Source organism: Nocardiopsis suaedae (assembly GCF_027706745.1).
Taxonomy (GTDB): domain Bacteria; phylum Actinomycetota; class Actinomycetes; order Streptosporangiales; family Streptosporangiaceae; genus Nocardiopsis_A; species Nocardiopsis_A suaedae.
Genome location: NZ_JAQFWP010000022.1, coordinates 1 through 12,856, shown reverse-complemented (window position 1 = coordinate 12,856; position 12,856 = coordinate 1). Strand labels below are relative to the sequence as shown.

General features: G+C 73.5%; 10 protein-coding genes. 6 read left to right on the top strand and 4 right to left on the bottom strand.

The window, feature by feature from the left end:
- Positions 1 to 18: 18 nt before the first annotated feature.
- The 4 genes from O4U47_RS13390 to O4U47_RS13375 are packed head-to-tail and all read left to right on the top strand — an operon-like array spanning position 19 to position 6,140.
- Positions 19 to 1,272 carry an acyl-CoA dehydrogenase family protein gene (locus O4U47_RS13390; protein WP_270678166.1) on the top strand — a complete coding sequence of 418 codons (1,254 nt, stop codon included), beginning with the start codon at positions 19 to 21 and terminating at the stop codon, positions 1,270 to 1,272.
- 48 nt (positions 1,273 to 1,320) lie between these two features.
- Positions 1,321 to 2,985, top strand: a complete 1,665-nt coding sequence (locus O4U47_RS13385; protein ID WP_270678165.1) for an AMP-binding protein — start codon at positions 1,321 to 1,323, stop codon at positions 2,983 to 2,985.
- Positions 2,986 to 2,993: 8 nt separating this feature from the next.
- Positions 2,994 to 5,363, top strand: coding sequence for a bifunctional salicylyl-CoA 5-hydroxylase/oxidoreductase (locus O4U47_RS13380; protein ID WP_270678164.1), 2,370 nt, complete (start codon positions 2,994 to 2,996; stop codon positions 5,361 to 5,363).
- A gap of 30 nt (positions 5,364 to 5,393) precedes the next feature.
- The gene (locus O4U47_RS13375) at positions 5,394 to 6,140 is read left to right on the top strand and encodes an alpha/beta hydrolase family protein (protein ID WP_270678163.1); all 747 of its coding nucleotides are present in this window, start codon (positions 5,394 to 5,396) and stop codon (positions 6,138 to 6,140) included.
- 129 nt (positions 6,141 to 6,269) lie between these two features.
- Here the strand turns inward: O4U47_RS13375 and O4U47_RS13370 are convergent, their stop codons facing one another.
- The 4 genes from O4U47_RS13370 to O4U47_RS13355 all read right to left on the bottom strand — a co-directional run bounded on the left by O4U47_RS13370 (position 6,270) and on the right by O4U47_RS13355 (position 10,323).
- Entirely contained in the window at positions 6,270 to 6,830 is a 561-nt protein-coding gene (locus O4U47_RS13370; protein WP_270678162.1) for a dihydrofolate reductase family protein, read from the bottom strand.
- Positions 6,831 to 7,004: 174 nt separating this feature from the next.
- Complete coding sequence (locus O4U47_RS13365) at positions 7,005 to 7,907, bottom strand: sulfotransferase family protein (protein WP_270678161.1); 903 nt, start codon at positions 7,905 to 7,907, stop codon at positions 7,005 to 7,007.
- An 82-nt stretch (positions 7,908 to 7,989) separates the two neighbouring features.
- Positions 7,990 to 9,375, bottom strand: coding sequence for an MFS transporter (locus O4U47_RS13360; protein ID WP_270678160.1), 1,386 nt, complete (start codon positions 9,373 to 9,375; stop codon positions 7,990 to 7,992).
- Between the two features lie 153 nt (positions 9,376 to 9,528).
- On the bottom strand, positions 9,529 to 10,323 hold the full coding sequence (locus O4U47_RS13355; RefSeq protein ID WP_270678159.1) for a DeoR/GlpR family DNA-binding transcription regulator: 795 nt from the start codon (positions 10,321 to 10,323) through the stop codon (positions 9,529 to 9,531).
- Positions 10,324 to 10,439: 116 nt separating this feature from the next.
- Here O4U47_RS13355 and O4U47_RS13350 point away from each other — a divergent pair, with 116 nt between their 5' ends.
- Positions 10,440 to 11,129: an HAD family hydrolase gene (locus O4U47_RS13350; RefSeq protein ID WP_270678158.1), complete on the top strand. Its 690-nt coding sequence runs from the start codon at positions 10,440 to 10,442 to the stop codon at positions 11,127 to 11,129.
- On the top strand, positions 11,126 to 12,856 hold a 1,731-nt coding region (locus tag O4U47_RS13345), incomplete at its 3' end, for a dihydroxyacetone kinase family protein (protein ID WP_270678157.1). The genes O4U47_RS13350 and O4U47_RS13345, both read left to right, overlap by 4 nt.

The following is a 12,856-nucleotide window of genomic DNA, read 5'->3' as shown; positions in this document are numbered from 1 at the left end:
GTCACTCGGGGAGGGCACATGGCGTTCTCGCTCAGCCCGCACCACCGCGGCTTCGCCGATTGGGCGCGGACCGCGGCCGAGCGGGAGTTCGGCCGCGACGGCCCGGAGACGGCGCCCGCCCCACGCACATCGGACCGGGGCGATGGGCCCGGCGGAGGCGAGCGCGACCTCCTGCGGCGACTGGCGCGCTCCGGGCTGCTGGGCCGCCTCTTCCCCGGCGGCCCCGCCCCCGCCATCGAGATCTGCCTGCTCCGCGAGGCCGTCGCGGGCGTGAGCACCGCCGCCGAGACGGCCCTGGCCCTGCAGGGCCTCGGCGCCTACCCGATCCTCCAGTCGGGCACCCCCGAACAGGTCGAGCGCTGGATCCCGGAGGTCGCCTCGGGGCGCGCCGCGGCGGCCTTCGCGCTGAGCGAGCCCGAGGCCGGATCCGACGCGGCCGCCCTGAGGCTGGAGGCCCGCCGCGACCCGGTCGGCGGGGGGTGGACCCTGCACGGTGAGAAGACGTGGATCTCCAACGCCCCCCACGCCGACATCATCACCGTCTTCGCCCGCACCGGGCCCGAACAGGGCGCCAAGGGCGTCACGGCGTTCCTCGTGCCCGCCGACCGCCCCGGCCTGTCGGCCGAGCCCATCGACATGCTCGGCGAGCACGCCCTGGGCACGCTGCGCTTCGACGGCGCCCCGGTTCGGCGCGGCGACCTGCTGGGCGAGGAGGGCCGGGGGTTCCGCGCCGCCATGCGCACCCTCGACCTCTTCCGCCCCAGCGTGGGCGCGTTCGCCGTGGGCATGGCCCAGGCGGCGCTGGACGCCGCCCGAGGGCACGCCGACCGCCGCCAGGCCTTCGGCGGCCCCCTGCGCGACCAGCAGGCGGTCGCGCACACGCTGGCCGACATGGCCACCCGCACCGAGGCGGCCCGCCTGCTCGTCTACTGGGCCGCCGACGCCCTCGACGCCCAGGGCGGCGGAGAGGGCGGCCCCTCCGGCGCAGAGAACGGCGCTCCGCCGAGTACCGCACCCGGCCCCGGCGCCACCGAGCGCGCCGCCATGGCCAAGCTCTACGCCACCGAGACGGCGCAGTTCGTCGTCGACGCCGCCGTCCAGATCCACGGCGCCCGCGCCCTGCGCCGCGGACACCTGCTCGAACACCTCTACCGCGAGGTGCGCGCCCCGCGCATCTACGAGGGCGCCTCGGAGGTCCAGCGCGGGATCATCGCGCGCGAGATGTACCGCCGCGCGGACGCCTCCCGGACGCACCGCACCGGCGTCGGCTGACCACGCCGGTCCGGCACCGGATGAGGAAGACCGGAGGAGGAGCACGCAATGGAGCCGACCCTTTCCCCGTCCGCCTACACCGACACATTCGCCCGAGACCGCCTTCCCCCACCGGAGGAATGGCCCGAACTCCGCTTCACCCTGCCTGAGCTCGACCGCACCGGCCGGCACCTCAACTGCGCCGAGGAACTGCTCGACGGCGGCCTGGAGCGCTTCGGCGCCGACCGCCCGTGCGTGCGCGGCGAGCACGACGGCGCGCGCCACGCCTGGAGCTTCGGCCAGCTCCGCGCGCGCGTGGACCGCATCGCCCGGATGCTCACCGAGGACATGGGGGTGCGCCCCGGCAACCGCGTCCTGCTGCGCGGCCCCAACTCGCCGTGGCTGGCCGCCTGCTGGCTGGCGGTCCTCAAGGCCGGGGGCGTCGTGGTGACCGTGCTCCACGTGCTCCGCACCGAGGAGCTGGAGGCGATCCTCCGCTCGGCGCGCGTCTCCCACGCGTTGTGCGACGCCCGGTTCGCCGACGACCTGGAGGAGGCGGCCGACCGCGCTGCCCCGCAGGTCGGGGAGCGCACAGCGATCGCGCTCTACGGCGGCGGCGGACCGCACGACCCGGCGGTCCTCGCGGAGCGCGCCGCCGCCGAGGGGGAACCCCCGTTCCCCGCGGTGCGGACGGCCGCGGACGACGTCGCCCTCATCGCCTACACGTCGGGGACCACCGGCCGCCCCAAGGGGTGCGTGCACTTCCACCGCGACGTCACCGCCATCGCCGACACCTTCTCGGCCCACATCCTCAAACCGCGCCCGGACGACCTGTTCGCCGGGAGCCCGCCGTTCGCGTTCACCTTCGGCCTGGGCGGGCTGCTCATCTTCCCGATGCGGGCCGGAGCCGAGACGCTCCTGCTGGAGAAGGCCGGGCCCGACCGCCTCGCGCGCGCGGTGGAGGAGGAGCGCGTCACCGTCCTGTTCACCGCCCCCACCGCGTACCGGGCGATGCTGTCCGACCCCCGGGCGCACGCCTTGTCCTCGCTCAGGAGGTGCGTATCGGCCGGGGAGCACCTGCCCGAGGCGGTATGGGCCGCCTGGTACGAGGCCACCGGGGTGAAGCTGATCGACGGCATCGGCGCCACCGAGATGCTGCACATCTTCATCTCCGCCTCCGACGACGACATCCGCCCCGGGTCCACCGGCAGGCCGGTGCCCGGGTTCACCGCCGAGGTGCTCGACGAGGAAGGCCGCCCGGCCCCGGACGGCGTCCCCGGCCGCCTGGCCGTGCGCGGCCCCGTGGGGTGCCGCTACCTGGCCGACGAGCGCCAGCGCCGCTACGTGCAGGACGGCTGGAACATCACCGGCGACACCTACGTCCGCGACGCCGACGGCTACTTCTGGTACCGGTCGCGCTCGGACGACATCATCGTCTCCGCCGGGTACAACATCGCCGCCATGGAGGTCGAAGAGGTCCTGATGCGCTCGCCCCTCGTGCGCGAGGCGGCGGTGGTGGGGGTGCCCGACCCCGGCCGGGGCCAGATCGTCAAGGCGGTGGTGGTCCCCGCCGAGGGAACACGCTCGGACGAGGCCACCGCCGAGGAGCTGAAGGCCTTCGTCAAGCAGAGCGTGGCGCCGTACAAGACGCCGCGGCTGGTCGAGTTCACCGCGGCGCTGCCCCGCACCGAGACGGGCAAGCTCCAGCGCTACAAGCTGCGCGAGAACGGCTGAGGGGGGACATGCGCATCGCCTGCGTCGGCGGCGGCCCGGGAGGGCTGTACTTCGCCGCCCTGATGAAGGGGCTCGGCCCCGGACACGAGGTCACCGTCTACGAGCGCAACGCCCCCGGGGACGCCTTCGGGTTCGGCGTCGTGCTCTCCGACGAGACGCTCGGCGGCATCGAGCACGCCGACCCCGAGGTGTACGCGGCGCTCTCGGCCGAGTTCGCCCGCTGGGACGACATCGACGTGCACTACCGGGGCACCGTGACGACCTCGGGCGGGCACGGGTTCTCCGCGGTCGACCGCCGCCGCCTGCTGGGCATCCTGCGCGACCGGTGCACGGCGCTCGGCGTGGACCTGCGCCTGCGCACCGAGGCCCCGCCGGCCGAGGAGCTGGAGCGCACCCACGACGTGGTGGTGGCCTGCGACGGCGCCGGGAGCGCCACCCGCACCGCGTTCGCGGGCGACTTCGGCACAACCCTGGAGCGGCGGCACTGCCGCTACATGTGGCTGGCCACCGACAAGGTCTTCGACGCCTTCAACTTCCACGTCGTCGAGACGCCTTACGGGGTGATGCAGGCGCACGCCTACCCCTACTCCGACGGCGCCTCGACGTTCATCGCGGAGATGCACGAGGACGTGTGGCGCGCCGCAGGGTTCGACGCGCCGGGGCGGCCGACCGCCCCCGACGGCACCGACCTGGAGGCCGTGGAGCGCTGTGCCGACCTGTTCGCCGACGCCCTGGAGGGCCACACCCTCATCCCCAACGCCTCGCGGTGGCGGTCTTTCACCACGGTCCGCAACCGCACCTGGAGGCGGGGCGCCACCGTGCTCCTGGGGGACGCCGCGCACACCGCGCACTTCTCCATCGGTTCGGGCACCAAACTGGCGATGGAGGACGCCCTGGCGCTGGCGGCGTGCCTGCACGAGCACGATGGGGTGAAGGAGGCGCTGGCCGCCTATGAGGAGGAGCGGCGGCCCGTCGCCGAGAGCGTCCAGCGCGCGGCGCAGGCGAGCCTTGAGTGGTTCGAGGACATGGCGATGCACGTCGGCCAGGAGCCGAAGCAGTTCGCCTTCAACCTGCTCACCCGCAGCCGCCGTGTCGGTCGGGACAACCTCCGGCTGCGGGACCCCGACTTCGCCGACGCGGTGGACGACTGGTTCGGCCGGGCCAACGGCGGCGGCGAGGCGCGGCCCCCCATGTTCCACCCGTTCCGCCTTCGCGGCCTGGAACTGAAGAACCGGGTCGTGGTCTCGGCGATGGACATGTACTCCTCCGAGGACGGCACCCCCGGCGACTTCCACCTGGTCCACCTGGGCTCCAAGGCGCTCGGCGGTGCGGGCCTGGTGATGACCGAGATGGTGTGCGTGTCGGCGCCGGGCCGCATCACCCCCGGGTGCGCGGGGCTGTACGCACCTGAGCACACCGAGGCCTGGCGGCGCGTCACCGACTTCGTGCACGAACGCTCCACCGCGGCGATCGGGGTGCAGCTCGGGCACTCGGGCCGCAAGGGTGCCACACGCCTGATGTGGGAGGGCATCGACGAGCCCCTGGAGGAGGGGGAGTGGCCGATCGTCGCCCCCTCGCCGCTGCCGTACCGCGAGGGCGTCAACCAGGTGCCCGAAGAGCTGACACATGACGGCATGGACCGGATCCGCGACGCGTTCGTGCACAGCGCGCGCGAGGCCGACCGCGCCGGATTCGACCTGCTGGAGCTGCACTGCGCCCACGGCTACCTGCTGTCGTCGTTCCTGTCGCCGGTCACCAACCGGCGCACCGACCGCTACGGCGGCGACCTCCAGGGCCGCCTGCGCTACCCGCTGGAGGTGTTCGCGGCGGTGCGCGAGGTGTGGCCGGACCACAAGCCGCTGACGGTGCGGATCTCGGCCACCGACTGGGTCGAGGGCGGCACCACCGGCGAGGACGCGGTGGAGATCGCGCGCGCGTTCGCCGAGGCCGGGGCCGACGCCATCGACGTGTCCACCGGCCAGGTGACACCGGACGAACAGCCGGCTTATGGGCGCAGCTTCCAGGTGCCCTTCGCCGAGCGCATCCGCGCGCGCGTGGACGTGCCCGTCGTCGCGGTGGGGGCCATCTCCTCCTATGACGACGTCAATTCGCTGCTGCTGGCGGGGCGCGCCGACCTCTGCGCCCTGGGGCGCACGCACCTGTACGACCCGCAGTGGACCCTGCACGCCGCCGCCGAGCAGGAGTACTCAGGGCCGGGCGCGCAGTGGCCGGTGCAATTCAAGGCGGGGTCCCGGCGCCCGCCCACCGGGCGCACCGACGGCCCGCGCCCCCGCCTGGAACTGCTGCGCAGTCCCGACCCCGGGCCCGCGCACCGGCGGTGGCGGCCCCAACACGCCGGAGGCCCGCGCACCGCTTGACCGGGCGTCCGGTGACGGAGGATGGGAGTCATGGAGCGCGATGAGCGGGAACTGCGGTACGGAGACCACCCGAGCCAGCGGGTGCGCGTTCTAGGGCCGGAGTCGGGCGGGGACGGCCCCGCGCCGGTGGCGGTCCTGCTGCACGGGGGGTTCTGGCGGGACCGGCACGGCATGGAGCTGATGGAGCCGATCGCCGAGGACCTGGTGCGGGCCGGGTGGCAGGTGTGGAACGTGGAGTACCGCCGCACCGGCGCCGACGGCGGCGGCTGGCCGCAGACCCTCGACGACGTGCGGGCCGCGCTCGTGCTGCTGTCCGAGGAGCTCTCCGAGCACCCGGAGGGGGCCGCGCCCGGCAAGGTGGTCGCCGTGGGGCATTCGGCCGGAGGCCACCTGGCACTGCTGGCCGCCCCCGGGTCCCCGCTGCGCGGGGTGGTCGGACTGGCGCCCGTCACCGACATGGTCGACACCGCCGAACGGGGGCTGGGGGAGGGCGCGGTCGACGCGTTCCTGGGCGAGGAGGCACCGCATTCGGCGTTCCACGAGTCCTCGCCCCTGCGGCAGGTGCCGGTGGGCGTCCCACAGTTGATCGTGCACGGGGACCAGGACCAGCGCGTCCCGATCGAGCAGAGCAGGACCTATGTCCAGGAGGCGCGGCTGGCCGGGGACGAGGTCGACTTCGAGGAGGTCTCGGGTGCCGACCACTTCGTGATGATCGACCCGTCCCACCGAGCCTGGGCGGCGGCACGCGCATGGATGGAGTCCAGCTCGGGGTCCTGAGCCGGGCCCCTGCCCGCTTCCGGCCACCGTGCTCCCGGGGCCCTTCGGGCCCCGGGAGCACGTGCAGGAATCCAGGCACCGCAGCCGACCTGGATCGGGCGGGGGCGTGTTCCGCCCCCTCGTGCCGGGTCAGGTTCGGGCGTAGCGCGAGTAGGTGACGCCGCTGCGGAATTCCTTCGTTTCGAGCAGCCTCAGCGTCGGCACTTCGCCCCCCTCCGGGAACAGGCGACGGCCGCGGCCTTGCACAACGGGATACACGAAGAGCCGGAACTCGTCGACCAGTCCGGCCCCGATCAGGGTGTGGCACAGCGTGATGCTGCCGGTGACCACGATGTCCCCGCCCGGCTGCTCTTTCAGTGCGCGGACCTCCTCGGCGGGGTCGCCGGACAGGACCGTGGAGTTCTGCCACTGCGGGTCGGTCATGGTCGAGGAGACGACGTACTTGTGGACCTTGTTGAGGTAGTCGGTGACACCCGTGGTGTCATCGGACTGCTCGGGCCAGTAGCCGCGGAAGTCCTCGAAGGTATTGCGGCCGAGAACCAGGGCGTCGGCCTTGCCGGCCTGACGGTGCACCTCTTCGGAGTGGTCTGAGCCGTCCGCGTCGCCCTGCGCCTGCGGGTCGAACCAGTCTCCCAGCATCTCGATCGAGCCGTCGACAGTGATGTTCTGCGTTACCGCGAGTGTCCGCACGGTGGGCCTCCATACTGCGTCGTAGAAGGAGAATCGTTCCGTCAGCCAGGTAGGACTCCCCTGGCGGACCGAACTCATCGGATGGGCCCTGGCGGCGGGTCCTCACGGGCGTCGGCGGGGCAGGGGCCGACCAGATCCTGTGGCCGCGGGGCGAACGGCGGACCGAAGCGCCGTTCACGCCCGTGCCGAGCGGGACTTCTTCTCTCCGTAGCCCAGGCGGGACAGTTCGGTTCCGGCGACCGAGCGGATCTCCGTGTGCTGGTCGGTCGTCAGGCGGGTGCGGGACGGCGGACCGGCCGACTCCTCGCGGATGAGTTCCACGGCCGACACCCGAGCCCCGGTGAACGCCCGCAGCTGTTCCGCCGTTTCGACCTCCTTGCCCGCCACATCCTCGTAGCGCAGCGTCATAAGCCGCTCGGCGTCCATCTCGCCCCGCAGGCGGGCCGACAGCCGCACCGCGCCCCGCCAGCGCATCGCGCACTTGGCGGTGTCGGAGAGCGACGTGTACCCGTCACGCTCCTCCTCGTCCTCCACCCCGTAGAAGGGATGGGGCAGCTCGCCCTCCAGGCGGACGGCGCCCGGGCGGAACCAGGCCATCGAGCGCTCGTCCTCCAGCATCTCCGCGACCACGTCCCGGCCGTCCCGGATGATCTGCACGAACGCCGCATCGGGGAAGGCCGCGCTCAGTGCGGGGGCGCTGTACAAGAGGTCCGGGCTCGCGTCGCCATAGGCGTTGATCCCGCCCGCGTGGCGGCACGGGGCGGCCGCCTCCCGCGCGGGGAAGCGCACGCCCGGGCAGAACGGGCAGTTGGGCGGCGTCAGGCTCCACGCCTCGGCGAACGCGTCCCGCAGGAGGGCGGATGTGCCCGAGGCGCGTTCTTCGGCCAGGGACGGGCGCCGCGCCACCGTGTAGACGGCATTGAGAACGGCCGCGTGCCCGGCCCTCACCAGGAAGCCGGGCGCACGGCCGAGCGCGCGGGCGAGGAGGTCGGCACCCGAGTGGGGGGCGCCCAGCACGAACACCGGGCGCCTGACCTTCGTCCCGTTGACGACGAGGATGTGCGGCGGCTGCTTCATGTAGGTCGATTTTTACACTCTTTGCCGGACTCCGCCGCGCACCTCGCCGCCGTTTCTCCGCCCCGATCGGCGTCGATGCTGGTCAGCGGGGGGAGGCCGATTCGGCCGGGGGCGCCTCCCGTGTCACATCCGTTGCCGATCGGTCGCCGCCCTGTGCCCTGTCGGCGGAGCCGTCGGCCGCCGCAGCCGCATGGGCGGGGTCGGCCGGCGTCTTCAGGAACCAGGTCATCGCCGCCGCGATCAGGTAGAGCACCGCGAAGGAGATCACCACGCCGCCCGCGCCGAACGGCACCAGCAGCAGGCTCACCAGGGCGGGGCCTACGAACGTGGCGCCGCCCGCGCCGAAGTTCAGCAGCGCCATCGCGCCGCCCTTGTTCTCCGGGGCCAGGGACGGCAGAAGCGCGGAGATCGGCACGAACCCGGCGAGCGTCGCGCCGTACAGGGCCCCCACGATCAGCGCCAGCCAGTAGTAGTCGGCGCCGAAGGCCACCGGCACGAAGTACAGCAGCAGGATGGAGACCGAGCACCCGAGGGCGCCGAACCAGAAGATGGTGTTCCGCCAGCCCATCTTGTCGCTGACCACGCCGAAGATCAGGTTGAAGAAGATGTTGGTGCCGTAGATGACCGACACCAGCAGCAGCCAGCGGGCCTCGCCGAAGCCGATCTGCTGGGCGAAGATGGTCGGGAACAGCACCAGCATGCCGAACTGCGGCGCGGTGTTGATGATGCGCACCACCGTGCCCATGCCCACGCGCGGGTTGCGCCAGGCCAGGGACATGCTCGACATCAGGCTCTGCACCGGCTTGACGCCCTCGGGGGCCATCCGGGTGAATCCGGTGCGCTCGCGCACGCCCAGCAGGCAGATGGCGCCGCCCAGGGCGATCACACCCAGGGAGAGCCACAGCGTGCCGTAGTGGCCGAGGATCGGGTTGGTGCCGCTGGCGACGAGCGAGCCGAGCGTCGGCAGGCCTCCGGTGAAGGCGAAGTAGAACCAGCCGACGGCCGCGCCGAGCCGCGCGGTGGGCGCCACCGCGGTGATCCAGACCAGGAAGCCGAAGGCGAACATGGGGTAGCCGAAGCCGCGCAGGCCGTAGGCGGCCAGCATCATCGGGTAGTTCTGCGCCGCTGCCGCCGCCAGGAAGGCGACGTGGAACACCAGCCAGATCCCCAGGCCGATCATCATGACCCGGCGCGGCCCCCAGAGCTGGGACAGCGCCCCGGACAGCCACGAGGCGACCATGACCGCCACGCCGTAGACGGTGACGGCGTAGGAGGCGTGCACGTCGTCGCCGGCGCCGTTGGCGGCCATGAACGGGGTGATGAAGCCGGACTCGATGCCGTCGCCGATCATGAAGATCAGCAGGCCCAGGTAGCCCAGGGCCAGGGGGACGGGGACGCCCACCCGGTCCAGCCACCGGGAGAGCGCGCTCGGCGCGCGGGAGTCCGCCGTCGGTGAAGTTGCGGTCATGTGTCCTCCAGGTGAGATCCGGAGCACATCATGGACCTTGTTAACTTAACGCGCAATATGTGAATGGAAAATCCGTGTGGGCCGCCCCGGCGACCGCCCCCGCCGACCGGCATCGCGGGCCGCCCCGCGGACCCCGCCGGCCGGGGCCCGGACTCAGAGGGCGGCGACGTCCACCGGGAGGTGCTGGCGGGCCTCCTCGACCAGGTCGTCGGGGACGCCCTCGTCCACGACCAGCCGGTCGTACTCGGCCAGCGGCGCCAGCCGGTGCAGGGCGGGGCGCGGCATCTTGCTGGAGTCCATCAGCAGCACCCGGGTGCGCGAGGCGGCCATCATGGCCCGCTTGACCATGATGATCTCCGGCTCCTGGTGGTAGGTGGTCTGCGCGGTCATCGACGAGGTCGACAGGAACGCGGCGTCCACGGTCAGCCGCTCGACCGCCTCGATGCAGGCCATGCCGTTGAAGGAGTCGTGGGTGGAGGAGTAGTCCCCGCCCAGGCAGATCAGCCGCACCTCCTCGGCGCCCTTGAGCGCCTCGATGGCCTGCAGGTAGTTGGTGGCCACGGTCAGCGGCCCCGCGGAGGGCAGCAGGCGGGCCACCTCCAGGGCGGTGGTGGAGTCGTCGAGCATCACCGACATCCCGGGCTCGACCAGCTCGGCGGCCTTGCGCGCGATCGCCGCCTTGGCCTCCACGTGCACCTGGCGCCGGTACTCCTCGTTGCTCTCGAACACCGTCGAGGGCAGGGCCGACACCCCGCCGCGGAACTTGCGCAGCAGCCCGCGCCGGGCCAGCTCGTCCAGGTCGCGGTGGACCGTCATCAGGCTGACCCCGGTCAGCTCGACCAGCTCGGCGGCCGACGCGGACCCCCGGCTGATGACGTGGTCCGTGATCCGCTGCTGCCGGATGTTGCGGGAGCGGGTGCTGCCGCCGCTCGGCGTCTCCTTGTTCATGCGCACCAGGATCGCGCATCGGGGCGGGGTCCTGCTCGGAAGGGCATCAGATCGGTCGTGACAAATAACAGTGTCCATGTTAATTTCCCGGTGAGTTTGTGAGAGGGGTTGCTGACATGGCCTTCGCCGCCGTGGTGTTCGACATGGACGGGGTGCTCGTGGAGAGCGAACACCTATGGGAGGAGAACTGGACGGCCTACGCCGCCCGGCACGGCGTGGAGTGGTCGCCTGAGGACACCGCCGCATGCCAGGGCAAGAGCGCCCCCGAGTGGGCGGCCTACCTGGCCGAGGCCTGCGGCGTGCCCGAGGGCGCCGCCGAGGCCGAGAAGGCGGTGGTCGACGGGCTCGTCGCGGCGGTCGCCGAGGGCCGCGCACCGCTGCTGGAGGGCGCGGCCGCCATGGTCCGCGACGCCGCCGCCCGGGTCCCGGTCGCCCTGGCCTCATCGGCCGCCCGCCCGGTCATCGACGCCGCGCTGTCCGCGCACGGCCTGGCCGACGCCTTCACCGCCACCGTCTCCAGCGCCGAGGTGGCCCGCGGGAAGCCGAGCCCGGACGTGTACCAGGAGGCCGCCGCCCGACTGGGCCGCACCGGCGCCGAATGCCTCGGGGTCGAGGACTCCAGCAACGGCATCCGCGCGGCGGCCGCCGCGGGGCTGACCGTGATCGCGGTGCCCAACCCCGCCTACCCGCCCAAGCCCGACGCCCTGGAGCTGGCCGCCGAGGTCGCCGACGGGGCGGTCGCCGCGCGCGGCCTGCTGCTGGCCCGCCTGGACGGCGAGCGCGAGACCGAAGGAGCACGGCGATGACGGTCCTGGGAGAGGCCGCGACCTTCAAGCGGGACTGGCTCGACGGGTTCGCCACCACCTACGGGCGCCTGGTCCGCAAGGTCCCCGGCGCCTACGGCGTGGTCACCCGCGACCGCCCCCGCCAGGGCAAGGTCGCGGTGGTCATCGGCGGCGGCTGCGGGCACTACCCGGCCTTCGCCGGGCTCGTGGGCCCCGGCCTCGCCGGAGGCGCCGTGGTGGGCGACGTCTTCACCAGCCCCAGCGCCGAGCAGGTGTACCGCACCGCCCGCGAAGCCGACAACGGCGGCGGCGTCCTCTTCGGCTACGGCAACTACCAGGGCGACGTCCTCCACTTCGGCCTGGCCGCGCGCCGCCTGGCCGCCGAAGGGATCGACTCGCGCACCGTCCTGGTCACCGACGACGTGGCCAGCGGGCCGGCCGACGACACCGCGCGCCGCCGCGGCGTCGCGGGCGACTTCCTCGTCTTCAAGGTCGCCGGTGCGGCCGCAGAGCGCGGCGACGACCTCGCCGCCGTGCACGCCGCCGCACAGAAGGCCAACGCCGCCACCCGCACGTTCGGGGTCGCCTTCGGCGGGTGCACGCTCCCCGGGGCGCACGACCCGCTGTTCACGGTCGACGACGGCGCGATGGAGCTGGGACTGGGCATCCACGGCGAACCCGGGGTGCGCACCGTCGGGCGGCTGGGCCCCGAGGCGCTGGCCGACGAGCTCGTCGACGGGCTCCTGCCCGAACTGCCCTGCCAGGGGCGTGTGGCCGTCCTCCTCAACGGCCTGGGCCGCACCAAGTACGAGGAGATGTTCACCGTCTCCACCCGAGTGCACGAGCGCCTGGCCGCCGCCGGGCTCACCCCCGTGCACACCGAGGCCGGGGAGTTCGTCACCTCCCTGGACATGGCGGGCCTGTCGCTGTCGGTCATGGTGCTCGACGACGAGCTGGCCGAGCTCTACGCCGCCCCCTGCGACACCCCGGGCTACCGCAGCACCGGGGCCCGCTTGGAGCCGGTCGAACCCGTGCGCACCGCCGACGCCGGACTGGAGCGCCCCGCTCCCGGGGCCGCCGCAGGGCCGGTCGACCGCGCGCTGAGCGCGGCCATGGTGCGGCTCGAAGAGGCCGAGGACGAGCTGGGCCGTCTCGACGCGGTCGCCGCCGACGGCGACCACGGCCTCGGGATGACGCGCGGCATCCGCGCCGCGGTCGCCGCCGCACGCGGAGCAGAGGAGGCGGGCGAACCCGTCTCCGGGGCGCTGCTGGCGGCCGGGACCGCCTTCGCCGACGCGGCGGGCGGCGCCTCCGGGGCGCTGTACGGGGTCCTGCTCGCCGAGACCGGCGCCGGGCTGGAGGGGAGGGGCGTCGGCGACATCGGCCCTGCGGCCCTCGCCGACGCCTTCGACGGGGCCGTGCGCGCCTTCATCGCCCTGGGCGGGGCCCGCCTGGGGGACAAGACGATGCTCGACGCGATCGAGCCGTTCCGCCGAACCCTGAGGGAGGGTGCCGACGCGGCAGCGCCCGGAGCGGGCCCCGCCGAGGCCGCCGGCTGCTGGGCCCAGGCCGCCGAGCAGGCCCAGCAGGCAGCGCGCGCCACCGCCGACCTCACCCCGGCCAAGGGGCGCGCGGCCCGCTTGGCCGCCCGCAGCCACGGTCACCCTGACCCGGGTGCCACCTCCTTCGCCCACCTGGTGACCGCCGTGTCGGAGACCGCCGGGGAGGCGGTCGGCCTCGAAGGGAGT